The sequence below is a fragment of the Streptomyces sp. B8-7 genome, assembly GCF_058833805.1.
In genome coordinates this window covers 1,467,135-1,489,586 of sequence record NZ_JBYRRL010000001.1, presented here as the reverse complement: position 1 = coordinate 1,489,586, position 22,452 = coordinate 1,467,135, and the positions used below count along the sequence as shown (strand labels likewise).

The 22,452-nt window shown below is 73.4% G+C and carries 18 protein-coding genes and 1 tRNA gene; 9 read left to right on the top strand and 10 right to left on the bottom strand.

Translation table 11 applies throughout. From position 1 onward, the window contains the following. Nucleotides 1–3 precede the first annotated feature (3 nt). The 3 genes from AC5K6T_RS06195 to AC5K6T_RS06185 are packed head-to-tail and all read left to right on the top strand — an operon-like array spanning nucleotide 4 to nucleotide 3,664. The gene (locus AC5K6T_RS06195) at nucleotides 4–1,830 is read left to right on the top strand and encodes a branched-chain amino acid ABC transporter permease (RefSeq protein WP_493206339.1); all 1,827 of its coding nucleotides are present in this window, start codon (nucleotides 4–6) and stop codon (nucleotides 1,828–1,830) included. Nucleotides 1,831–1,835: 5 nt separating this feature from the next. Next, on the top strand, nucleotides 1,836–2,951 hold the full coding sequence (locus AC5K6T_RS06190; RefSeq protein ID WP_493206337.1) for an ABC transporter ATP-binding protein: 1,116 nt from the start codon (nucleotides 1,836–1,838) through the stop codon (nucleotides 2,949–2,951). Further along, nucleotides 2,948–3,664 (top strand): ABC transporter ATP-binding protein, encoded by a 717-nt coding sequence (locus AC5K6T_RS06185; protein ID WP_493206336.1) that lies wholly within the window; start codon nucleotides 2,948–2,950, stop codon nucleotides 3,662–3,664. Before AC5K6T_RS06190 ends, AC5K6T_RS06185 begins: the two co-directional genes overlap by 4 nt. Nucleotides 3,665–3,938: 274 nt before the next feature. On the opposite strand, the gene AC5K6T_RS06180 is transcribed toward AC5K6T_RS06185, so the two are convergent. Then, nucleotides 3,939–4,607 (bottom strand): ANTAR domain-containing response regulator, encoded by a 669-nt coding sequence (locus tag AC5K6T_RS06180; RefSeq protein ID WP_493206334.1) that lies wholly within the window; start codon nucleotides 4,605–4,607, stop codon nucleotides 3,939–3,941. A gap of 101 nt (nucleotides 4,608–4,708) precedes the next feature. Between AC5K6T_RS06180 and AC5K6T_RS06175 the strand changes: the two genes are divergently transcribed. After that, a tRNA-Leu gene (locus tag AC5K6T_RS06175) sits at nucleotides 4,709–4,781 on the top strand. A 317-nt stretch (nucleotides 4,782–5,098) separates the two neighbouring features. Here the strand turns inward: AC5K6T_RS06175 and pyk are convergent. Next, on the bottom strand, nucleotides 5,099–6,529 hold the full coding sequence (gene pyk, locus AC5K6T_RS06170; protein WP_493206332.1) for a pyruvate kinase: 1,431 nt from the start codon (nucleotides 6,527–6,529) through the stop codon (nucleotides 5,099–5,101). A gap of 194 nt (nucleotides 6,530–6,723) precedes the next feature. Next, complete coding sequence (locus AC5K6T_RS06165) at nucleotides 6,724–7,437, bottom strand: SIMPL domain-containing protein (RefSeq protein ID WP_493206330.1); 714 nt, start codon at nucleotides 7,435–7,437, stop codon at nucleotides 6,724–6,726. A gap of 155 nt (nucleotides 7,438–7,592) precedes the next feature. Here AC5K6T_RS06165 and AC5K6T_RS06160 point away from each other — a divergent pair, with 155 nt between their 5' ends. Further along, entirely contained in the window at nucleotides 7,593–9,404 is a 1,812-nt protein-coding gene (locus AC5K6T_RS06160; RefSeq protein WP_493206328.1) for a bifunctional metallophosphatase/5'-nucleotidase, read from the top strand. 67 nt (nucleotides 9,405–9,471) lie between these two features. Here AC5K6T_RS06160 and AC5K6T_RS06155 read toward each other — a convergent pair whose 3' ends face one another. The 5 genes from AC5K6T_RS06155 to AC5K6T_RS06135 form a co-directional block, all read right to left on the bottom strand. Further along, a complete protein-coding gene (locus tag AC5K6T_RS06155) occupies nucleotides 9,472–10,893 on the bottom strand; it encodes a lysine N(6)-hydroxylase/L-ornithine N(5)-oxygenase family protein (protein WP_493206326.1) in 1,422 nt (473 codons plus the stop codon). Beyond that, entirely contained in the window at nucleotides 10,890–12,269 is a 1,380-nt protein-coding gene (locus AC5K6T_RS06150; RefSeq protein WP_493206324.1) for a pyridoxal phosphate-dependent decarboxylase family protein, read from the bottom strand. Before AC5K6T_RS06150 ends, AC5K6T_RS06155 begins: the two co-directional genes overlap by 4 nt. A 715-nt stretch (nucleotides 12,270–12,984) precedes the next feature. Next, nucleotides 12,985–15,480 carry an aminopeptidase N gene (pepN, locus tag AC5K6T_RS06145; protein WP_493206322.1) on the bottom strand — a complete coding sequence of 832 codons (2,496 nt, stop codon included), beginning with the start codon at nucleotides 15,478–15,480 and terminating at the stop codon, nucleotides 12,985–12,987. 148 nt (nucleotides 15,481–15,628) lie between these two features. Beyond that, nucleotides 15,629–16,219, bottom strand: coding sequence for a response regulator (locus AC5K6T_RS06140; protein ID WP_493207375.1), 591 nt, complete (start codon nucleotides 16,217–16,219; stop codon nucleotides 15,629–15,631). Between the two features lie 136 nt (nucleotides 16,220–16,355). Further along, complete coding sequence (locus tag AC5K6T_RS06135; protein WP_493206320.1) at nucleotides 16,356–16,706, bottom strand: chorismate mutase; 351 nt, start codon at nucleotides 16,704–16,706, stop codon at nucleotides 16,356–16,358. A gap of 380 nt (nucleotides 16,707–17,086) precedes the next feature. Between AC5K6T_RS06135 and AC5K6T_RS06130 the strand changes: the two genes are divergently transcribed. Continuing rightward, nucleotides 17,087–17,980 (top strand): hypothetical protein, encoded by an 894-nt coding sequence (locus AC5K6T_RS06130; protein WP_493206319.1) that lies wholly within the window; start codon nucleotides 17,087–17,089, stop codon nucleotides 17,978–17,980. A 137-nt stretch (nucleotides 17,981–18,117) separates the two neighbouring features. Here AC5K6T_RS06130 and AC5K6T_RS06125 read toward each other — a convergent pair whose 3' ends face one another. Continuing rightward, nucleotides 18,118–19,077, bottom strand: a complete 960-nt coding sequence (locus tag AC5K6T_RS06125) for an SDR family oxidoreductase (protein ID WP_493206317.1) — start codon at nucleotides 19,075–19,077, stop codon at nucleotides 18,118–18,120. Between the two features lies 1 nt (nucleotide 19,078). Beyond that, nucleotides 19,079–19,825 carry an SDR family oxidoreductase gene (locus AC5K6T_RS06120; protein ID WP_493206315.1) on the bottom strand — a complete coding sequence of 249 codons (747 nt, stop codon included), beginning with the start codon at nucleotides 19,823–19,825 and terminating at the stop codon, nucleotides 19,079–19,081. An 85-nt stretch (nucleotides 19,826–19,910) separates the two neighbouring features. Between AC5K6T_RS06120 and AC5K6T_RS06115 the strand changes: the two genes are divergently transcribed. From AC5K6T_RS06115 to AC5K6T_RS06105, 3 genes are read left to right on the top strand one after another with little or no spacing between them, the layout of a single operon-like run. Beyond that, nucleotides 19,911–20,822, top strand: a complete 912-nt coding sequence (locus AC5K6T_RS06115; protein ID WP_493206313.1) for an enoyl-CoA hydratase family protein — start codon at nucleotides 19,911–19,913, stop codon at nucleotides 20,820–20,822. Beyond that, complete coding sequence (locus AC5K6T_RS06110) at nucleotides 20,823–21,638, top strand: CoA transferase subunit A (RefSeq protein ID WP_493206311.1); 816 nt, start codon at nucleotides 20,823–20,825, stop codon at nucleotides 21,636–21,638. It begins immediately after the preceding gene. Beyond that, nucleotides 21,635–22,351: a CoA-transferase subunit beta gene (locus tag AC5K6T_RS06105; RefSeq protein ID WP_493206309.1), complete on the top strand. Its 717-nt coding sequence runs from the start codon at nucleotides 21,635–21,637 to the stop codon at nucleotides 22,349–22,351. Before AC5K6T_RS06110 ends, AC5K6T_RS06105 begins: the two co-directional genes overlap by 4 nt. Nucleotides 22,352–22,452 lie beyond the last annotated feature (101 nt).

Here is a 22,452-nt window from a genome sequence, read left to right as displayed (position 1 = left end):
CCGATGACCACACAGACCACCGCACCCGAGACCCCGCGCGCGGCCGCACCGGCGAAGCACGCCGGCCTGATCGATCTGCCCGAGCCCGTCGCCCGGGCGCTGGCCACCGGGGGCGGCGCGCTCGCCGTCGTGTCCACCTTCATGGCCTGGACGTGGACGTCCGAGTTCCCCGGCAACCTCACCGTCTACGGCTACCCGGGCGGCCTTCAGGTGCTCGTCCTCGTCGGCGGCCTGCTCACGGTGCTGTTCGGCCTCTCGTCCTACGGCGTCAAGGGCCTGGGCTGGCTCACCCCCGCGGGTGCCGACAGCGCGCTGCGGCTCGCCGCCCTGGGCACGTTCGCCACCGCCTGGTACACGGTCCTCGCGATCAGCAACGAACTGGGCGGTCTGGTCAACCTCGAACCCGGTGGCTGGGTCGTGGCCGTCGCCACCCTCGCCGCCGTGACCGGCGCCCTCGCCGTCCCGTTCGACCGGCCGGAGCCGGAGCCGATCGACCCCGACGACTCGGCCGGCGCGCAGCTGCGCCACCGGCTGCGCGACCGGGGTGCGGTGCTGAAGGCCATGCTGGCCGGCGGCACCCCCGCTCCGGCCCGCAAGCTCCCGGCGTACGCCGAGATCCTGGTGATCATCGCGACCCTCGCGGTCGGTCTGACCGTCTTCACCTACGGCATCGGCACCGAGTACGACGAGCTGTTCATCGGCTTCATGATCACCGCCGGGTTCGGTTTCGCGGCGCTCGCCAAGGCCGGTCTCGTGGGCCGGGTCTCGGCGCTCACCGCAAAGCACCGCACGGTGACGATGGCCGGAGCGTTCGCGGCCGCCGCCGCGTTCCCCTTCACCCAGTCCGACGACCAGTACGCGACGATCGGCGTCTACATCCTGATCTTCGCCACGGTCGCCCTCGGCCTGAACATCGTGGTCGGCCTCGCGGGTCTCCTCGACCTCGGTTACGTCGCCTTCCTCGGCGTCGGCGCCTACACCGCGGCCATGGTGTCCGGCTCTCCCTCCTCGCCGTTCGACCTGCACCTGCCGTTCTGGGCGTCCGCCCTGGTCGGAGCGGCCGTCGCCATGGTGTTCGGAGTCATCATCGGCGCGCCGACCCTGCGTCTGCGCGGCGACTACCTCGCCATCGTGACGCTGGGCTTCGGTGAGATCTTCCGGATCACCGTCCTCAACCTGGACGGCACGTCCGGACCCGACGTCACCAACGGCTCCAACGGCATCTCGTCGATCCCCAACCTGAACATCCTGGGCTTCCACTTCGGCGAGGAGCACACGTTCCTCGGCTTCACCATCGCGCGGTTCGCCAACTACTTCCTGCTGATGCTGCTCATCACGCTGGTCGTCGTGGTGGTCTTCCGCCGCAGCAGCGACTCCCGCATCGGCCGCGCCTGGATCGCCATCCGCGAGGACGAGACCGCGGCGCTCGCCATGGGCATCAACGGCTTCCGCGTCAAGCTCATCGCGTTCGCCCTCGGTGCGGCGCTCGCCGGCCTGGCCGGCACCGTCCAGGCCCACGTCACGTACACCGTGACGCCGGAGCAGTACCAGTTCGCCCACGTGGTCCCGCCCAACTCGGCCTTCCTGCTGGCCGCGGTCGTCCTCGGCGGCATGGGCACCATCAGCGGACCCCTGGTCGGCGCCGCACTGCTCTACCTCATCCCCGCCAAGCTCCAGTTCCTGGGCGACTACCAGCTCTTCGCGTTCGGTCTGGCACTGGTGCTGCTGATGCGCTTCCGTCCGGAGGGCCTGATCCCCAACCGCCGCCGCCAGCTGGAGTTCCACGAAGGCGACGACGCTCCCGCAGTCCTCGGCAAGGCAGGGGCCTGAACCACATGACCACCGAAACCACCACCCAGGACGCCGTCGCCCCCGGCACGGCCGTGCTCGACGCCCGCGGCGTCACCATGCGCTTCGGCGGCCTCACCGCCGTACGAGGCGTCAACCTCCAGGTCAACAGCGGAGAGATCGTCGGGCTCATCGGCCCCAACGGCGCCGGCAAGACGACCTTCTTCAACTGCCTGACCGGGCTGTACATCCCCACCGAGGGCGAGGTCCGCTTCAAGGACCGGGTCCTGCCGCCGAAGTCCTTCAAGGTCACCGCGGCCGGCATCGCCCGCACCTTCCAGAACATCCGGCTGTTCGCCAACATGACCGTCCTGGAGAACGTCCTGGTCGGCCGGCACACCCGGACCAAGGAGGGCCTGTGGTCGGCGCTGCTGCGCGGCCCCGGCTTCCACAAGGCCGAGGCCGCCTCACGCGAACGCGCCATGGAGCTGCTGGAGTTCGTCGGGCTGGCGCCCAAGGCCGAACACCTCGCCCGCAACCTGCCCTACGGTGAGCAGCGCAAGCTGGAGATCGCCCGGGCCCTGGCCAGCGAGCCCGGTCTGCTGCTCCTCGACGAGCCGACGGCCGGAATGAACCCGCAGGAGACCCGGGCGACGGAGGAACTCGTCTTCGCCATCCGGGACAGGGGTATCGCCGTGCTCGTCATCGAGCACGACATGCGGTTCATCTTCAACCTGTGCGACCGCGTCGCGGTGCTCGTCCAGGGCGAGAAGCTCGTCGAGGGCGACCCGGCGACCGTGCAGGCCGACGAGCGGGTCGTCGCCGCCTACCTGGGCGAACCGTTCGAGGGCGCGCCCGGCACGTCCGAGGCCGCCGAGGTGGCGGCCGCCGAGGCCGAGGCGGCCGGCGCCAAGGCTGCTGCGGCCGAGGCGCCCGACACCGAGGCGCCCGGGGCCGGAGCCGCCGGCGAGGCCGACGAGGCCGAGACCGGGGCCGAGGACGCTGAGACCCAGGCCGGCGAGGCCGCCGAGGCAGGAGAGACCGCCGGGGTCGAGGCCGCCGAGGCCGGCTCCGAGGCCGGGGCCGCCGGCACCGAGGCTCCCGAGGCCGAGACAGCCGAGGCGTCCGCCGACACCCCGTCCGGCAAGGAGAACGACCGATGACCGCACTGCTCGAAGTCGAGGACCTCCGGGTCGCCTACGGCAAGATCGAAGCCGTCAAGGGCATCTCCTTCAAGGTCGACGCCGGCGAGGTCGTCACCCTCATCGGCACCAACGGCGCCGGCAAGACGACGACCCTGCGGACACTGTCCGGTCTGCTGAAGCCGGTCGGCGGGCAGATCAAGTTCGACGGCAAGTCGCTGAAGAAGTTCCCCGCCCACAAGGTCGTCTCGCTGGGGCTGGCCCACTCCCCCGAGGGGCGGCACATCTTCCCCCGCATGGCGATCGAGGACAACCTCCGTCTCGGTGCCTTCCTGCGCAACGACAAGGCGGGCATCGAGCAGGACATCCAGCACGCCTACGACCTGTTCCCCATCCTCGGGGAGCGCCGCAGGCAGGCCGCCGGCACGCTCTCCGGCGGTGAGCAGCAGATGCTCGCCATGGGCAGGGCGCTGATGTCCCGGCCGAAGCTCCTGATGCTGGACGAGCCCTCCATGGGCCTGTCGCCGATCATGATGCAGAAGATCATGGCGACCATCGCGGAGCTGAAGTCCCAGGGCACCACGATCCTGCTCGTGGAGCAGAACGCGCAGGCCGCGCTGTCCCTGGCCGACCACGGCCATGTGATGGAGGTCGGCAGCATCGTCCTGTCCGGTACCGGGCACGACCTGCTGCACGACGACTCGGTGCGCAAGGCGTACCTGGGCGAGGACTGAGGCTTTCGCCCGCTCCCCTCGCGAACGGCTGAGGCCCGCGCTCCGGTGATCCGGGGCGTGGGCCTCACGCACGTGCACCGCGGGCGGCCGCCTCCTCACGCCGCACGCGGCGGAAGCCCGCGGCGGGCCTCCGGCGATGCAGGGCGGGACCGGTCGGTATCCGGCGTCACGCAAGCGTCCGGGCGGGTGTCCGCACGGGTGTCCGCGCAAGCGTCCGGGCGAGTCTCCGCACGGGTCTCCGCACGGGTGTCCGAGAGAGCGCGTCCGGGCGGTGTCAGCCCTGGTCGCCCGCCTTGGCCGCCTTCTTCTCCTCGGCGTCCTGGATGACGGCCTCGGCGACCTGCTGCATCGACATGCGCCGGTCCATGGAGGTCTTCTGGATCCACCGGAACGCGGCCGGCTCGCTCAGCCCGTACTCCGTCTGCAGGATCGACTTGGCGCGGTCCACGAGCTTGCGCGTCTCCAGGCGCTGGGTGAGGTCGACGACCTCCTTCTCCAACTCCTTGAGCTGCGTGTACCGGGAGACGGCCATCTCGATCGCCGGGACGACGTCGCTCTTGCTGAACGGCTTCACCAGGTACGCCATGGCGCCGGCGTCACGGGCCCGCTCCACGAGGTCGCGCTGCGAGAACGCGGTGAGCATGAGGACCGGCGCGATCGACTCCTCGGTGATCTTCTCGGCGGCGGAGATGCCGTCGAGCCGGGGCATCTTGACGTCGAGGATGACGAGGTCGGGCCGGTGCTCGCGGGCCAGTTCGACGGCCTGCTCACCGTCTCCCGCCTCGCCCACGACCGTGTAGCCCTCCTCCTCCAGCATCTCTTTGAGATCGAGCCGGATCAGGGCTTCGTCCTCGGCGATGACGACACGGGTCGTCAGCGGAGGCACGTGCGACATGTCGTCGTCGGGCGCGTCTGCGGGCTGGGGCGACTCGGGCGCGGTCACGGGTGCTCCTTGTTCCGGGCAGGGGTGCTGCTGACAAGAGCCTACCCAGCTGCGGTATGGTGGTGACACAGCGGGTAACCGCTGACCTTCATATCGAAGGGGCCCCGGTAGCCCAGCGGTAGAGGCCATGGATTCAAAACCCATACAGCGTCGGTTCGAATCCGACCCGGGGTACTTTTCCTTGGATTTCAAGGTCACCATAAAGAGCGGATGTCCACCTTCTCGTGAACATCCGCTTTTTGCTGCGCGTCGTCGCGCATTCCGCGGCGGCCCTCCGAAGGGCGCACGGCGAATTCCGGGCATGCCCCATGCCTCAAGGCCCGCGCGCACGACACGGCACGGCGACTCGGTCGGCGGTCGGCGGTCGAGTGGCCGGCGTGGCATGCGGCCCGGCACACCGCCGGCATGCGCCACGACCGCGTACGCCCCGGAGCCGGGTCACCGCCCGGACCTGCCGGGTGCCCGGACCAGGGCACCGGCTTCCGCGCCCGCTACGCGGACGTCTCGCCGATGTGGTGCACCCGCACCAGGTTGGTCGTCCCGGAGACACCGGGGGGTGAACCGGCCGTGATGACGACGGTGTCCCCCGGCCGGCAGCGGCCGAACCTCAGCAGCAGCTCGTCCACCTGGGCGACCATCGCGTCCGTGGAGCCGACCCGGGGGCCGAGGAAGGTCTCCACGCCCCAGGTGAGGCTGAGTTGGGAGCGGGTCGCCGGGTCGGGCGTGAAGGCGAGCAGCGGGATCGGGGACCGGTAGCGGGACAGGCGGCGGGCGGTGTCGCCGGACTGGGTGAAGGCGACCAGGAACCTGGCCCCCAGGAAGTCGCCCATCTCGGCGGCGGCCCGCGCGACCGCTCCGCCCTGGGTGCGCGGCTTGTTGCGCTCGGTCAGCGGCGGCAGGCCCGTGGCCAGCATGTCCTCCTCGGCGGCCGCCACGATGCGGGCCATGGTCCGGACCGTCTCCACGGGGTACTTGCCGACGCTGGTCTCGCCGGACAGCATCACCGCGTCCGTGCCGTCCAGCACGGCGTTGGCGACGTCGCTGGCCTCGGCCCTGGTGGGGCGGGAGTTCTCGATCATCGAGTCGAGCATCTGCGTCGCCACGATCACCGGCTTGGCGTTCCGCCTGGCGAGCTTGACCGCCCGCTTCTGGACCATCGGCACCTGCTCCAGCGGCATCTCCACGCCGAGGTCGCCGCGGGCCACCATGATCCCGTCGAAGGCGGCGACGATGCCGTCGACGTCCTCCACGGCCTGGGGCTTCTCCACCTTGGCGATGACGGGAAGGCGGCGCCCCTCCTCGGCCATGATCCGGTGCACGTCCCGCACGTCGCGGCCGCTGCGGACGAAGGACAGGGCGACGACGTCGACACCGGTGCGCAGCGCCCAGCGCAGATCCTCCTCGTCCTTCCCGGACAGGGCGGGGACGGAGACCGCGACGCCGGGCAGGTTGAGGCCCTTGTGGTCGGAGATCACGCCGCCCTCGACGACGGTGGTGCGCACCCGGGGCCCGTCGACGGCCGTGACCTCCAGGCAGACCTTTCCGTCGTCGACGAGGATCCGCTCCCCCTCGGCGACGTCGGCGGCGAGGCCCGCATACGTCGTTCCGCACTGCAGGCGGTCGCCTTCGACGCCGTCCTCCACGGTGATGGTGAAGGCGTCGCCGCGTTCGAGGAGTACGGGTCCTTCGGTGAAGCGGCCGAGTCGGATCTTCGGGCCCTGAAGGTCGGCGAGGACGCCGACGCTGCGGCCGGTCTCGTCGGCGGCCTTGCGGACGCGCCGGTAGCGCTCCTCGTGATCGGCGTGGGTGCCGTGGCTGAGGTTGAGGCGGGCGACGTCCATTCCGGCGTCGACCAGCGCCTTGATCTGGTCGTACGAGTCGGTGGCGGGGCCCAGGGTACAGACGATCTTCGCTCGGCGCATACGTCGAGCCTATGCCTTACCGGCGGGTAGAGAATTGGCCCGGCATGACCACTCAACAACACTTGAGTGAAGGAGCGTTGACAACTGTTGAATTGTGCAGGCCCTCGCTCCGATGAGCATTCCGGAGTGCGTCGTCCTCCCTTTCGGACGGCCCCCGGTCCGCTTATTCGAATTCCGAAGCAGTGAATGGATCTCTACAGCCGGGGCGGGTTCATCGTAAAGCGGGCGTTGACGCCGGCGTAGACGTGCTGGCGCTCGGGTTCGAGGTCCAGGGGCGCCGCGGCGTCGGCCTCCGGGACACCGTAGGCGGCGGAGCGCATCCGGCCGGGCGGCGGCGGGTAGCCGCCCCGGTCCTCCGCGCCGACGTCGGCGAGTTCGACCAGGGCGGCCACGGTGGTGCCGAGGGCGTCGGCGTACTCGCGGGCGCGCTGGACCGCCTCCCGGACGGCACGGGTGCGGGCGTCGCGGTGGGCGGGTGAGCCGGGGCGCAGCGCCCACCACGGGCCGTCGACCCGGGTGAGGTCCTGGTCGGCGAGGCGGGTGGTGAGTTCTCCCAGGACGGTGAAGTCGGCGACCTCGACGGTGAGGCGTACGGCGCCGTGGTAGGTGCGGACGCGTTCGCCCCGCCCGTGCCGGGTCAGTTCGGGGGTGAGGGCGAAGGTGCCGGTCTCCAGCCGTTCGACGGCCTCGCCGTAGGACGTGACGAGGTCGAGGACGGCGGCGTTGCGGCGGGTGAGGTCGTCGAGCGCGGCGCGCCGGTCCCGGCCGCGGGCGGAGACGGTGACGCCGAGACGGGCGACCTCCGGGTCGACCTCCAGGTGGGCCTCGCCGCGGACGGCGATGCGGGGCGCGGCGGGGGTGCCGTAGGGCACGGGCGGCTCGGAGCCGGCGGGTTCGGTTGCGGTCATACGCCCCACTCTGTCACCGACCGGCCGGGGCAGGGGGGTTGACGCACACCCCGGGACACCCGATCGCAACCCGCAAGGCCTGTTCCGTTCCACCCCGCACGGGTCAGAATCTACGCGCGTTGTGAACGTCTGCCGTCTCCGAGGAGAGAACGAACATGGGGCTGGACCGCCGGAAGTTCCTGAAGAAGTCGGCCGTGACCGGGGCGGGGGTGGCACTGGCCGGCGGTGCGGTGGCACCGGCGGCCGAGGCCGCGCCGCACCGGCCCGGCCCCGCCCGGGGCCGGGAGAAGCGCTACGCGCTGACCGTGATGGGCACGACCGACCTGCACGGAAACATCTTCAACTGGGACTACTTCAAGGACACGGAGTACTCCGACGCCCAGGGCAACGCCAAGGGCCTGGCGCGGATCTCCACCCTGGTCGAGCAGGTGCGCGCGGAGAAGGGCCGCGCCAACACGCTGCTGCTGGACGCGGGCGACACCATCCAGGGCACGCCGCTGACGTACTACTACGCCAAGGTGGAGCCGATCACGGCCCGGCGCGGTCCGGTCCACCCGATGGCGCAGGCGATGAACCGGATCGGGTACGACGCGGTGGCGCTGGGCAACCACGAGTTCAACTACGGCATCGAGACCCTGCGCAAGTTCGAGGAGCAGTGCGACTTCCCGCTGCTGGGCGCGAACGCGGTGGACGCGAAGACCCTCCGGCCGGCCTTCCCGCCGTACTTCATGAAGACGTTCCGGGTGCGGGGGGCACGGCCGGTGAAGGTGGCGGTGCTGGGTCTGACCAACCCGGGCATCGCGATCTGGGACAAGGCCTACGTGCAGGGCCGCCTGAAGTTCCCGGGGCTCGAGGAGCAGGCCGCGAAGTGGGTGCCGAAGCTGAAGTCCATGGGCGCCGACGTGGTGATCGTGTCGGCGCACAGCGGCTCCTCGGGCACGTCGTCCTACGGCGACCAGCTGCCGTACGTGGAGAACGCGGCGGCCGACGTGGCCCGGCTGGTGCCGGACATCGACGCGATCCTGGTGGGGCACGCGCACGTGGAGATCCCGGAGCTGAAGGTCGTCAACGAGCGGACCGGCAGGACGGTCGTGCTGTCGGAGCCGCTGTGCTACGCGGAGCGGCTGACGCTGTTCGACATCGACCTGGTGTTCCGCAGGGGCCGCTGGCACGTCGAGTCGGTCAGGGCGTCGCTGCGCAACTCCAACACCGTCGCCGACGACCCGAAGATCTCCCGGCTGCTCGACGACGAGCACGACAGGGTCGTACGGTACGTCAACCAGGTGGTCGGTACGGCCACGGAGACGCTCACCACGGCCGAAGCGCGCTACAAGGACGCGCCGATCATCGATCTGATCACCAGGGTCCAGGAGGACGTCGTCAAGGCCGCGCTCGCGGGCGGCGCGTACGCGTCGCTGCCGGTGGTCGCGCAGGCGTCGCCGTTCTCCCGCACCTCGCAGATCCCGGCGGGCGAGGTGACCATCCGGGATCTGTCGAGCCTGTACGTGTACGACAACACGCTGGTCGCGAAGCTGATGACGGGTGCGCAGATCAGGGCGTACCTGGAGTACTCGGCCGGGTACTTCGCGCAGACGGCCCCGGACGCCGCGGTGGACGTGGAGAAGCTGACCAACGCGGGCGGACGGCCGGACTACAACTACGACTACGTGTCCGGACTGTCGTACGAGATCGACATCGCCCGGCCGGCCGGTTCGCGGATCCGGAACCTGAGTTACGGGGGTGCGCCGCTCGACGACGCCCGGCAGTTCGTCCTCGCGGTCAACAACTACCGGGCGAACGGCGGCGGCGCGTTCCCGCACGTCGCGTCGGCCGAGGAGCTGTGGTCGGAGTCGACGGAGATCCGGACCCGGATCGCGGAGTGGGTCACGGCCAAGGGCGTGCTGGACCCGGAGGAGTTCGCGTCGGTGGACTGGAAGCTGACGCGTGAGGGCACACCCGTGTTCTGAGTCCGGCGCCGGTCCGGCGGGTTCCGGCCCGTCGGGCCCGGTCCGGGGATTGGGGCGGGCGGCGGCCTCAGGTCCCGTCCGTGAGCGGGGTCAGCACCCGCGGCCGCCGTGCGGACGGGACCCGGGGCTGCGGCTGTTCCAGCCCGAAGGTGGTGAACGCGGTACGGCCCGGCAGGGGGTAGAGCTCCTTGCCGGTCAGGGTGTTGAGGATGGTGGCGCTGCGCCAGGCGGCCAGGCCGAGGTCGGGAGCGCCGACTCCGTGGGTGTGGCGCTCGGCGTTCTGCACGTACACGGTGCAGCCCGCGCCGCCGACGGCAGGGTCCAGGACGAGACGGAAGTGCTCGTCGACACGGGGGCGTCCGGCGCCGTCCCGGCGCAGGTAGGGGTCGAGAGCGGCGAGCAGGCTGCCGAGCGGGCGCTCGCGGTAGCCGGTGGCCAGGACGACGGCGTCGGTGGTGAGACGGCTGCGGCTGCCCTGCTGGAGGTGCTCCAGGTGGAGTTCGACCCTGGTGGTGGCGATGCGTCCGGCGGTGCGCACGTGCACTCCGGGGGTGAGGACGGCGTCGGGCCAGCCGCCGTGCAGGGTGCGGCGGTAGAGCTCGTCGTGGACGGCGGCGATGGTGCCGGCGTCGATGCCCTTGTGCAGCTGCCACTGGGCGGCGACGAGCCGGTCGCGGACCGGTTCGGCCAGGGCGTGGAAGTAGCGGGTGTAGTCGGGGGTGAAGTGCTCCAGCCCGAGCTTGGAGTACTCCATGGGCGCGAACGCCCCGGTGCGGCCGAGCCAGTGCAGGCCCTCCCGGCCGGGCGGGCGGTTGCGGAGCAGGTCGAGGAAGATCTCGGCGCCGGACTGCCCGGACCCGATGACGGTGACGTGCCCGGCGCGCAGCAGCGCCTCGCGGTGGTCCCGGTAGTCGGCGGCGTGCAGGACGGGGACGCCCGGGGCGTCGGCGAGCGGTCTGAGGGGCTCGGGCACGTACGGTTCGGTGCCGATGCCGAGGACGATGTTCCTGGTGGTGGTGCGGCCGAGCGCCTCGGCCTCTCCGTTGCCGTCGAGCTGGGTGTGGTCGACCTCGAGGACGTCGCGTTCGGGGTTGAAGCGGACGGCGTCGATCTGGTGGCGGAAGTGCAGGCCGGGCAGGTGGTCGGCGACCCAGCGGCAGTAGGCGTCGTACTCGGCGCGGTGGATGTGGAAGCGCTCGGCGAAGTAGAACGGGAAGAGCCGCTCGCGGGCCTTGAGGTAGTTCAGGAAGGACCAGCGGCTGGCGGGGTCGGCGAGGGTGACCAGGTCGGCGAGGAAGGGCACCTGGACGGTGGCGCCGTCGATGAGCAGGCCGGGGTGCCAGTGGAAGGCGGGGCGCTGCTCGAAGAAGACGGCGTCGAGTCCGGCGAGCGGCTGGGCGAGCGCGGCGAGGGAGAGGTTGCTGGGGCCGATGCCGATGCCGACGAGGTCGCGCGGGGTGTCGCCGGCCGGGCGGGGCGGGTGAGTCATGGCGAGGTGTGTCCTTCCACGGTGGTGAGCAGGGCCGTCAGGTCCTCGGGCCCGAGGTGGGGGTTGAGCAGGGTGGCCTTCAGCCAGAGGCGTCCGTCGAGCCGGGTCCGGCCCAGCACGGCGCGGCCGTCGGTGAGCAGGCGGCGGCGTACGGCGGCGACGGTGTGGTCGGCGGCTCCCGCGGGCCGGAACAGGACGGTGCTGATGACCGGCCGGCCGCGCAGTTCGAAGGCGGGGTGTGCGGCCACGAGGGAGGCGAACTGCCGTGCGTGGTCGCAGACCTGGTCGACGAGGGCGCCCAGTCCGCGGCGGCCGAGGGTCTTGAGGGTGACGGCCGCCTTGAGGATGTCCGGGCGGCGGGTGGTGCGCAGGGAGCGGCCGAGGAGGTCGGGCAGCCCGGCGTCGGTGTCGTCGGCGGCGTTGAGGTAGTCGGCGCGCTGGTGCAGCGCGGCGAGGTCGCCTGCGTCGCGGACCGCGAGGAGTCCGGCGGCGACCGGCTGCCAGCCCAGCTTGTGCAGGTCGAAGGCGACGGTGTCGGCGGCGTCCAGCCCGGCCAGGAGCGGGCGGAGGCGGTCGCTGAACAGCAGGGGCCCGCCGTAGGCGGCGTCCACGTGCAGCCGGGTGCCGTGGCGGCGGCACAGCGCGGCGATCTCGTCCAGGGGGTCGATGAGGCCCGCGCCGGTGGTGCCGGCGGTGGCGGCGACGAGGCGGGGGCCGGTGAGGGACCTCAGGGCGGCGTCGAGCGCGACCGGGTCGAGGACGCCCGCCGGGGCGGGTACGGCGACGGGTGCGGGCAGGCCGAGCAGCCACGCGGCGCGGGTGAGCGAGTGGTGCGCGTTGGTGCCGCAGAGCAGCCGGACGGTGCGGCCGTGTGTCTCACGGGCGAGCAGCAGGGCGAGGAGGTTGGCCTCGGTGCCTCCGGTGGTGACCAGGGCGTCGGACGCGGGCCGTCCGGGGCGGCGGGGGTAGGTCTCGGCGGCGAGGGCGCGGGTGACGAGGGCTTCGAGGGCGGAGCCGGACGGCGCTTGGTCCCAGGAGTCGAGGGACGGGTTGAGGACGCTCGCGGCGAGGTCGGCGGCGGCGGCGACGGCGAGCGGCGGGCAGTGCAGATGCGCGGCGCACAGCGGTTCGGCGGGGTCGGCCGCGCCCTCGGCGAGCGCCCGGACGACGGTGTGCAGGGCCTGCGGGTCGCCCTCCTCGGGCAGCACGGTGCCGACCTCCGCCGCCAGCCGCGCGGTGACGGCGTCGGGTCCGCCCGCGGGCACGGGTCCGCCCCGGGCCCGGCGGCCCTCGTCGAGGGCGTCGAGGACCGTGCCGAGCAGCGGCCGCAGGGCACCGGAGCCCTGGGGGCCGGAGGCGAGGGGTGGGGTGCTCACGGGCTTCCTCCTCGGCACGTCGCGGCTGCGGGTCCGCGGCCCTGGGGGTGTCGGACACCTCCGGGGCCCAGCTTGTACGGGGAGGGAGCGACGCGTCCGCAATGCTCAACGAGCTGAACCCGAAAGGGGGTACTGCCGGGCGGGCAGGACCGGCCCGGCCCCGGCCGGGGAGGGCGGGGCGGCCCGCGGCGAGCGGCAGGCAGCGGGCGGCAGGCAGCAGGCAGCAGGCGGCGGGCGGCGGGCGAGCGCGGCAGGGCGGGGCCGGTTCGGGGCCGGGGGGCACGCGGCGGGGCCCGTTCAGGGCCAGCGCTGCGCGGCGGGCCGGAAGCGCACGGCGGGCCCGGTCCGGGGCGGAGCGGGCACGGCGCGACCAGGCCGGGCGAGCACGGCAGGCCGCGAGGACGGGCACGGCAGGGAGAGCACGGCGGGCCCGGTCCGGAGCGGGCCCGGCGCGACCGGGCCGGGCGAGCACGGCAGCACGGGCACGGCAGGCCGCGAGGACGGGCACGGCAGGGAGAGCACGGCGGGCCCGGTCCGGAGCGGAGCGGGCACGGCGCGACCGGGCCGGGCGAGCACGGCAGCACGGGCACGGCAGGCCGCGAGCACGGGCACGGCAGCGCGACGCGGTAGGCCGCGAGGACGGGCCCGGCAGGGAGAGCACGGCGGGCCCGGTTCGGGGCGGGGCGGCCCGGTCCGGGGTGCCCCGCCCCCGCGGTCACTCCCCGCCGCGGACCCGCAGCGCGCGGGCGAGGTCGTCGAGCTGGTCGACGAGCTTGCGGCGCAGGGCGGGGAGGAGACCGGCGTCGGCGAGGCACTCCTCGCCGAGGCGCAGAGTCCCGGTGTCGACGGCGTGGGCGGGGAAGGCCCAGCGGCCGGCCGCCTCGGCGATGGCGGGGCCCCGGCGGGCGGCGAGGGCGGCGGCGTCCTCGAAGTAGCGCGGGATGTAGTCCCGTACCAGGTCGGCCTGTTCGGGCTGCCAGAAGCCCTGAGCGGTGGCGGTGAACAGGTAGTTGGACAGGTCGTCGCCGCCGAACATCGCTTCCCAGGCGCGGGCCTTGGCGTCGGGGTCGGGCAGGGCGGCGCGGCAGCGGGCGGCGCCTTCGCGGCCGGTGGCGCTGGGGTCGCGTTCGAGTTCGGCGGCGATGGCGGTCTCGTCGGTGGCGCCGAGGACGGCGAGGCGGCCGAGGACCCGCCAGCGCAGCTCGGGGTCGAGTTCGGGTCCGCCGGGCACGGTGCCGTCGGCGAGCCAGGCGGCGATGCCGTCGGGCTGGGCGGCGACGTCGATGGCGTGGCGGACGGCGAGCAGGCGCAGTCCGGGGTGCGAGCCGTCCTCGGTGCGGCGGATGAGGTCGCGGCAGAGCGAGCCGAGGGTGGCCTGGGCGACGGGCCGGGCGTCGTCGCCCAGGTAGCGGCGGGTGATCTGGGTGACGGCGAATCCGAGCACGCCCTGGACGAGGGCCAGGTCGGTCTCGTGCGGGAGGTGGGCGCGGGCGGTGTCGAGGTGGGCGGAGGGCGGGAGTTCGCCGTCGCGGACGGCGTCCCTGAGGGCGTTCCAGACGACCGCGCGGGTGAGGGGGTCGGGCAGGCCGGACAGGCCGGTGCGCAGGGTCTCGAAGGACTCCGGGTCGAAGCGGATCTTGGCGTAGGTGAGGTCGCCGTCGTTGAGCAGGAGCAGCGCGGGGCGCTTGCCGATGGGCAGCGCCTCGCTCTGCGGGACGTCGAGGCGGAGGCTTTCGCGCAGGGCGAGCCGGCCCTCGTCGGCGTGGTCGACGTCGTAGAGGCCGACGGCGATGTGGTGGGGGCGGCTTCCGGCGCGGTCGACGGTGAGGGCGCAGACGCCGTTGCCGCCGGGGGCGATGCGGGGGGTGAGCGTGTCGACTCCGGTGGTGCGCAGCCAGGCGTCGGCCCAGGCGGGGACGTCGCGGTCGGTGACGGCGGCGAGCGAGTCGATGAAGTCGGCGAGGGTGGCGTTGCCGAACCGGTGCCGGGCGATGTGGTTGTTGATGCCGGCGAGGAAGTCCTTCTCGCCGAGCCAGGCGACGAGCTGGCGCAGGGCGGAGGCGCCCTTGGCGTAGGAGATGCCGTCGAAGTTGAGCAGGGCCGCGGCGGTGTCGTCGACGGCGTCGGGTGCGACGGGGTGGGTGGAGGGGCGCTGGTCGGCGTCGTACCCCCAGCCCTTGGTGACGACGCCGAACTCGGTCCAGGTGCCGGTGAAGCGGGTGGCCTCGGTGAGGGTCTGGTAGCCCATGTACTCCGCGAACGACTCGTTGAGCCAGATGTCGTCCCACCATCTGAGGGTGACGAGGTCGCCGAACCACATGTGGGCCATCTCGTGCGCGATCACCATGGCGCGGGTCTGGCGCTCGACGTCGGTGACGGCGGAGCGGAACACGAACTCGTCGCGGAAGGTGACGAGGCCGGGGTTCTCCATGGCGCCCGCGTTGAACTCGGGGACGAACGCCTGGTCGTAGGAGTCGAAGGGGTAGGGCTCGTCGAACTTCTCGTGGTACCGGTCGAAGCACGCGCGCGTGATGTCGAGGATCTCGTCGGCGTCGGCGTCGAGGTGGGGGGCCAGCGAGCGGCGGCAGTGCAGGGCGAAGGGCAGGCCGCGGTGCTCGGTGCGCACGGAGTGCCAGGGGCCGGCGGCGACCGCCACGAGGTAGGTGGAGATCAGGGGCGTGGAGGCGGCCTGCCAGCGGCCCTCGCCGAGGTCGCGGGTGATGCTGTTGGCGAGGACCGTCCAGCCCTCGGGGGCCCGCACGGTGAGGTCGAAGACGGCCTTGAGGTCGGGCTGGTCGAACGCGGCGAAGACGCACTGGACGTCGCCGAGGAACAGCTGGGTGTAGAGGTAGGTCTCGCCGTCGGTGGGGTCGGTGAAGCGGTGCATGCCCTCGCCGGTGTGCGAGTAGCGCATGGCGGTGTCGACGACCAGTTCGTGGCTGCCGGGTGCGAGGCCGTCCAGGGGCAGCCGGTTGCCGTCGAGGGCGCCGGGGTCGAGGGGGTGTCCGTCGAGGGTGGCCGAGCGCAGTTCGGCGGGCTTGAGCTCGACGAAGGTGTCCGTGCGGTCCCGGCCCTCGCGCACGGTGAAGCTGATCGTCGTGCGGGAGTCGAACGTGTCGTCTCCGGTGGTGAGATCGAGGTCGACGCGGTACCGGTGGACGTCGAGGAACTGGGCACGGGTCTGCGCTTCGTCGCGCGTGAGAACGGACATGGACGACATGCTGCCTGATGGCTCCGACAGGGCACAGAGGCGGTCGGCTTCGTGAGCGCTCCGTGACGCGCCGCGGTGCGCCGGGCGCGCTCCCGTGCGCCGTTCCGCGTCCGTGATGCCGGGGACGGCGCGGCCCGTTGCGGCCTGCCTACGTCTGTTCCTGCGGGAGTCCGGTGACGCCCGACCCGGCGGGAGGGCCGCTGCGCCCGCCTCGCGTGGTGTCGCGCTGCGAGGTGTCGCGCTGCGAGGGGACACGGGCGTCCTTCTGCGCGAGGCGGGCCTCGCGGTGTGCCGGGGCGACGGGGGCGCCGGCCCGGGCGCGCAGTTCGCGCAGCTGGCCCTGGAGGGCGAGCTGGCGCTGATGGGCGTCGTAGAGGTAGCGGACCTTGGTGCGCAGGGACCACGGGTCGACGGGTTTGGTGACCAGGTCGGCGACACCGAGGCCGTAGGCGGCGGCGGTCAGTTCGTGGTCCAGGCCGAAGCCGGTGAGCAGGACGACCGGGATGTGCTGGGTCTGCTCCAGGCCGTGCATGCAGCGCACGATGTCGAGGCCGCCGGCCCCGGGGGCGCTCACGTCGAGCAGGAGCAGGCCGACCCGGCCCCGCAGCACCTGTTTGAGGGCCTCGTCGCCGCTGGTGACGCGGGCGATCCTGCGGCCGAGCGGGGCGAGAGCGCTCTCCAGGGCGTACAGCGTGCCCTCGTGGTCGCCGACGACGAGGATCCCGGCCTCCGACAACACCATGACCGGTCCTCCCTCCCGCTGGGTCCGCCGGGGCAGTCGCGGACTGACGCGCTGTGCCCGTCGGCTGACGGGGAGTGCTCAGCGCAGCATGCACCGCGCCGGGCGCCCTGTCACGCCCGGGGGGCGTTTCCGGTCAGTTCGCCGTGGCTCGCTGTCCGCCGACGGTGTCCTCGGCGATGCTCTCGTGGTGCCGGATCACCTCGGCGATGATGAACGTGAGGAACTTCTCCGCGAAGGCCGGGTCGAGCTTGGCGTTCTCGGCGAGCGTGCGCAGCCGGGCGATCTGCCGCGCCTCGCGGGCCGGGTCGGCGGGCGGCAGCTGGTGCACGGCTTTGAGGCGGCCCACCTGCTGGGTGGCCTTGAAGCGTTCGGCGAGCATGTGGACGACGGCCGCGTCGATGTTGTCGATGCTGTCGCGCAGCCGGGCGAGTTCCTCGCGCACGGCGGGGTCGACGTCACCGGTTCCGTGGTGGCTGGTGGTCATGGGTGTCCACCCTACGGGGCGGACCGGGGTCGGATGACCGGCGCACGGGACCAGATCCCGGGCCCTGGCCTGAAGCCGGGGCCCGCCGGGGGCCGGTCGCCCGGCGGCCGGAGCGGTGCCGGGTGCCGTCCGGGAGGTTTGTGTCCGGATCCCGCCGTGCGGGCGGGCAACGGCGCACGGCGGGCGCGTGCCCCGGCGACACCGGCCCACCCGTCCGGCCGGTTCCCGCGCACGCTCCGGCCGGTTCCCCGCGCTCGGGTGGGTTTCCTGCGCTCCGGCCGGTTCTGCCGCACCCGGATCTCCCGCCGGGATCCTCCGGACCCGTTCCCCTCGTACAGTGGAAACCGGTTTCGGTGTGTCAGGGGTGCTGGGGGTGCGACGTGGCCGACGGCGGACCGGTCGAGCACGGCTTCCCGCATCTGGAGACGGTGCGGGAAGCCGTCACGGCGCTGTACCGGCGGCTGTCGTGCGACACCGTCCGGCAGTTCGCGACGAGTGTCGCTCCGGCCGATGTGGCGTTCTGCGACACCGACGACCTCTACCTGGGGACGCAGCGGGTCGCGCACGAGCTGGTGCGCCACTTCCGTCTGCCGGACGCCCGGATGATCGTCGGCTTCCGGGGGATGACGCACGCGGCGAACGTCGAACTGACCGCCGGACCGGAGTACTTCATCGAGCTGAACGACCGATTCCGCACGCACCGCCGGGACATCGGTGCGGCGCTCGCGCACGAGATCATGCACGTGTACCTGCACCGGCTCGGGCTGTCCTTCCGCGGGATGCGGGACAACGAGATCCTCACGGACACGGCGACGACCTACCTGGGTGCGGGCTGGCTGCTGCTGGACGCCTACCGGGAGGACGGGGCGTCCTCGCAGAAACTCGGATACCTCACCCCGGAGGAGTTCGGGTACGTACTGGCGAAGCGGTCGCTGGCGTTCGGCGAGGACCCGTCCGTCTGGTTCACCAGTGCCCAGGCGTACACGGCGTACGGCAGGGGTATGGCGCGGGCCCGCCGCGACGCGCAGCAGCCCCCGCTGACCGCGGCGGGCTGGGCCGGCCGCCGCCGCTACGCGCGCGACCGGCGGCACGCCGGGGAGCACGCCCCCGCCGCGGTGCCCGGCACCCCGTACGCCTTCACGGCGCGGGAGGGGGGTCCGATGGCGGTGTCCTTCCCGTGTCCGACATGCCTTCAGCGGATCAGGGTGCCGGTGCGGGGGCGGGTGACGGCCCGGTGCGGGCTGTGCGGGACGCTGCTGGAGTGCGACACCTGAGCGGGCGCGGAGCCCGGCCGGCCCGCGCCGCGGCGCCTGCCGGACCGGGGCGGCCGGCGGCGCCTGGGCCCGCCGGGCGGGTCGGACCGGGCGGGTCGGGCGAGCCGGGCGGGCCGGACCGGGCCGGGCGGGTCGGCTCAGGTCCCGGTGCCGTGGACGGGCAGGGGTTCGGCGGCCTCGGTGAGCAGTTCGCGGACCGTCGCGCCCGCCTCGGCCGGGGTCCGGCGGGCCGCCGTGTCGGCGGCGGGTCCCGGCCGCCAGCCCTCCATGACGGTGATCCGCCCGCCCTCGGACGCGAACACACGCCCGCTCACACCGGCGCAGTCGGCCGAGCCCAGCCAGACCACGAGCGGGGAGACGTTCTCCGGCGCCATGGCGTCGAAGCCCTCGGCCGGTGCCGCCATGGCCGCGGCGAACGTCCGCTCGGTCATCCGGGTCCGGGCGGCCGGTGCGACGGCGTTGACCTGCACGCCGTAGCGGCGCAGCTCGGCCGCCGCGACGAGGGTCAGTGCCACGACACCGGCCTTGGCCGCGCTGTAGTTGCCCTGCCCGAGCGAGCCGGCCAGCCCGGCGCCGCTGGCGGTGTTGACGACCCGGGCGGCTCCCGCGTGTCCCGCCTTCGACCGGGCCCGCCAGTGCGCGGCCGCGTGCCGCAGCGGCAGGAAGTGCCCTCTGAGGTGGACCCGCACGACCGCGTCCCAGTCGTCCTCGCCCAGGTTGACCAGCATCCGGTCCCGCAGGAAGCCCGCGTTGTTCACGAGCGTGTCCAGGGCCCCGTACGCCTCCAGTGCGGTGCGGACGAGCGAGGCGGCGCCGTCCGGCGCGGCGACGTCGCCGAGGTGCGCGACGGCCTCGCCGCCCGCCGCACGGATCTCCGCCACGACCTGCTCGGCCGGGCCGGGGAGCGTGCCGCGGCGCGACGTCCCGCGCCCCGCTGCGCCGCCGCCGTCGGCCGTCCGGGTGCCGTCGAGGGCGACGCCGAGGTCGTTGACGACGACCCGGGCGCCCTCGGCGGCGAAGGCCAGGGCGTGGGCGCGGCCGAGGCCGCGGCCCGCGCCGGTGACGGCGACGACCCGGCCCTCGCAGATTCCGCTCATCTCAGCTCTCCTTCGGGACGGTTGCCGCGTCCAGGAACGCCGGCCGCTCCCCGCCGCCGTGCACGAGCAGCGAGGCTCCCGTGACGTACGCGGCGGCCGGGGAGGCGAGGAACACGGCCGCGGCCCCGACGTCGGACGGCTCGGCCAGGCGGCCCAGCGGGACGGTGCGGGCGACGGCGGCGGTTCCGGCGGCGTCGCCGTAGTGCGCGGCGGCCCGCTCGGTGCGGACCATGCCGACGACGAGGGTGTTGACGCGGATGTCGGGCGCCCACTCCACGGCCATCGAGCGGGCGAGGTTCTCCAGGCCCGCCTTGGCGGCGCCGTACGCGGCCGAGCCGGGTGAGGGCCGGCCGCCGCTGACGCTGCCGACCATGACGACGCAGCCGTGCGCCCGGCGCAGGTGCGCGTGGGCGGCGAGCGACACGGTCAGCGGGGCCAGGAGGTTCAGTTCCACGACTCGGGCGTGCCGCTCCGGCGGTGCCTCGGTCAGCCTCCGGCCGGGGGTGCCGCCCGCGTTGTTGACCAGGACGTCCAGCCGGGGCAGGGTCGCGAGGAAGCCGTGCACGGCGGCCGTGTCGCGCACGTCGAGCCGCCGGAACCCGATGCCGGGGAGCGGGACTTCGGGGGGTCGCCGGGCGCAGACCAGTACCTCGGCCCCGGCGTCGGCGAGGGCTCGTGCGATGCCCGCCCCGACGCCCCGGGTCCCCCCGGTGACAAGGGCCGTCCTGCCGCGCAGCGAGTTTTCCACAGGCCCTCCCGCCCGGATGCGGCTGCTGCTAGCTTCGAAGCCTCACACCTAACAAACGTTTGGTGGAAAGGTAGCTGATGCGGCCATGGGTGTCTCCACCTCGTCCCCGGAAAAGGGGATTCAGCTCGTCACGGTCGACGTCCCGCCGGTGAACGCCCTTCCGGCGGCCGGCTGGTTCGCGCTGGCCGGCGCCGTGCGGGAAGCGGGCCGCGACCCGCGGACGCGGTGTGTGGTGCTGGCCGCCGAGGGCCGCGGGTTCAGCGCGGGCGTGGACCTGAAGGAGATACAGGCGCGGGGCGGCGGGGCGCTGCTCGGCGCCAACTCCGGCTGTGCGCGGGCCTTCGCCGCGGTGTACGAGTGCGAGGTGCCGGTCGTGGCGGCGGTGCAGGGCTTCTGCCTGGGCGGCGGCATAGGCCTGGTGGGGAACGCGGACGCGATCGTGGCGAGCGACGACGCCTCGTTCGGTCTCCCGGAGCTGGACCGGGGCGCGCTGGGGGCGGCCACGCATCTTGCCCGGCTGGTCCCCGCGCATCTGATGCGGACGTTGTACTTCACCTCGCGCACGGTGGGTGCGGCCGAGCTGCGGGCGCACGGCGCGGTGTGGCGGGTGGTACCGCGGGCGGAGCTGCGGGCGGCGGCGCTGGAGCTGGCGCGGGAGATCGCCGCGAAGGACGGCACGCTGCTGCGGATGGCGAAGGCGGCGATCAACGGCATCGATCCGGTGGACGTGCGCCGCAGCTACCGGTTCGAGCAGGGCTTCACCTTCGAGGCGGCGCTCAGCGGGGTGGGAGACCGGGTCCGGGACACCTTCGGGGCGGCGTCCGAGGCAGGGCCCGCGGCGGGGCCCGCGGCCGGCACCGGGTCAGCGGCCGGTTCCGCGACAGGGGCCGGTTCCGCGACAGGGGCCGCGACGGAGACGGAGACGGCCACGGCCACGGCCACAGGAACGGGAACGGGAACGGGAACGGGAACGGGAACGGGAACGGAGGTGGCGTAGGTGGGTGACAAGAGGATGACCGCCGACGGGGCGGTGTCCCGCCTGGAGAGCGGCATGACCGTCGGCATCGGCGGCTGGGGTTCCCGCCGCAAGCCGATGGCCCTGGTCAGAGCGCTGCTGCGGACCTCGGTCACCGACCTCACCGTGGTCTCCTGCGGCGGTCCGGACGTCGGCATGCTCGCGGCCGCGGGGCGGGTGCGAAGACTCGTCGCCCCGTTCGTGACCCTGGACTCGATCCCCCTCGAACCCCATTACCGCGCGGCCCGGGAGCAGGGTGGGCTCGCTCTCACCGAGTTCGACGAGGCGATGTTCCTGTGGGGGCTTCGGGCCGCCGCCGCCCGGCTGCCGTTCCTGCCGCTGCGGGCCGGACTGGGCTCGGACGTCATGCGGGCCGCGCCCGCCCTCAGGACGGTGGTGTCGCCGTACGAGGACGGCGAGACCTTCGTCGCGGTGCCGGCGCTGCGGCTGGACGCGGCGCTGGTGCACGTCAACCGGGCCGACCGGCACGGCAACGGCCAGTACCTGGGCCCCGACCCGTACTTCGACGACCTGTTCTGCGAGGCGGCCGACAGCGCGTACGTCTCCTGCGAGCGGATCGTCGGCACGGCCGAGCTGGGCCGGCCGGGCGCGCCCCAGACGCTGCTGATCGGACGCCACGCGGTCACGGGAGTGGTGGAGGCGCCGGGCGGGGCGCACTTCACCTCCTGCGCCCCGGACTACGGCCGGGACGAGGTCCGGCAGCGGGAGTACGCGAGCACGCCCTGGCCGCAGTTCGCGGCCCGGTACGTCGACGCGGTGGAAGGGAGCGGGGCATGACGGTCACTCGTGCCGAGTACTGCGTGGTCGCCTGCGCCGAGGCCTGGCGCGGGGCGGGCGAGGTCCTGGCCTCCCCGACGGGCGTCGTGCCCTCCGTCGGCGCGCGGCTGGCCCGGCTCACCTTCGCGCCGGACCTGCTGCTGACCGACGGTGAGGCGCTGCTGGTCGACGCCGGCGGCGCGGTGGAGGGCTGGCTGCCGTACCGCCGGCATCTGGACCTTGTCCTGGGCGGGCGGCGGCACGTGATGATGGGCGCGAGCCAGATCGACCGGTTCGGCAACCAGAACATCTCCTGCGTCGGCGACCGGGAGAGACCCCGGCGGCAGCTGCTGGGGGTCCGGGGCGCTCCGGTCAACACGCTGAACCATCCGACGAGCTACTGGATACCGCGGCACTCCCGGAGGGTGTTCGTGGAGAGGGTGGACCTGGTGTGCGGGGTGGGGTACGACCGGGCGGCCGGCTCTCGCCACCACCGCCTGGTGCGGGTCGTCTCCGACCTCGGTGTGTTCGACTTCGCCACCCCGGACCGTTCGATGCGGCTGGCGTCGCTGCATCCCGGGGTCGGGGTCGAGGAGGTCCGCGCGGCGACCGGGTTCGGGCTGGTCGTCCCGGAAGAGGTGCCCCGCACCCGCACCCCCTCGGCGCACGAGCTGCGGCTGATACGTGAGGTGCTCGACCCGGAGAACACGCGGGCACGGGAGGTGGACCACTGATGCCGCCGTCGGCGGGACCGCTCGCCCGGACCCTCGCCCGGGCCCTCGCCCGGGCCGGCGGGAGGGGCGGCCGGCGGGGCAGCGGCCCGACTCCCCGGCGC

What these genes read in the sequence shown, in the direction of transcription:
- AC5K6T_RS06195 (WP_493206339.1), top strand. Translation starts at nt 4, where the DNA reads ATGACCACACAGACCACCGCACCCGAGACCCCGCGCGCGGCCGCACCG.
- AC5K6T_RS06190 (WP_493206337.1), top strand. Translation starts at nt 1,836, where the DNA reads ATGACCACCGAAACCACCACCCAGGACGCCGTCGCCCCCGGCACGGCC.
- AC5K6T_RS06185 (WP_493206336.1), top strand. Translation starts at nt 2,948, where the DNA reads ATGACCGCACTGCTCGAAGTCGAGGACCTCCGGGTCGCCTACGGCAAG.
- pyk (WP_493206332.1), bottom strand. Translation starts at nt 6,529, where the DNA reads ATGCGCCGAGCGAAGATCGTCTGTACCCTGGGCCCCGCCACCGACTCG.
- AC5K6T_RS06165 (WP_493206330.1), bottom strand. Translation starts at nt 7,437, where the DNA reads ATGACCGCAACCGAACCCGCCGGCTCCGAGCCGCCCGTGCCCTACGGC.
- AC5K6T_RS06160 (WP_493206328.1), top strand. Translation starts at nt 7,593, where the DNA reads ATGGGGCTGGACCGCCGGAAGTTCCTGAAGAAGTCGGCCGTGACCGGG.
- AC5K6T_RS06155 (WP_493206326.1), bottom strand. Translation starts at nt 10,893, where the DNA reads ATGACTCACCCGCCCCGCCCGGCCGGCGACACCCCGCGCGACCTCGTC.
- pepN (WP_493206322.1), bottom strand. Translation starts at nt 15,480, where the DNA reads ATGTCCGTTCTCACGCGCGACGAAGCGCAGACCCGTGCCCAGTTCCTC.
- AC5K6T_RS06135 (WP_493206320.1), bottom strand. Translation starts at nt 16,706, where the DNA reads ATGACCACCAGCCACCACGGAACCGGTGACGTCGACCCCGCCGTGCGC.
- AC5K6T_RS06125 (WP_493206317.1), bottom strand. Translation starts at nt 19,077, where the DNA reads ATGAGCGGAATCTGCGAGGGCCGGGTCGTCGCCGTCACCGGCGCGGGC.
- AC5K6T_RS06115 (WP_493206313.1), top strand. Translation starts at nt 19,911, where the DNA reads ATGGGTGTCTCCACCTCGTCCCCGGAAAAGGGGATTCAGCTCGTCACG.
- AC5K6T_RS06105 (WP_493206309.1), top strand. Translation starts at nt 21,635, where the DNA reads ATGACGGTCACTCGTGCCGAGTACTGCGTGGTCGCCTGCGCCGAGGCC.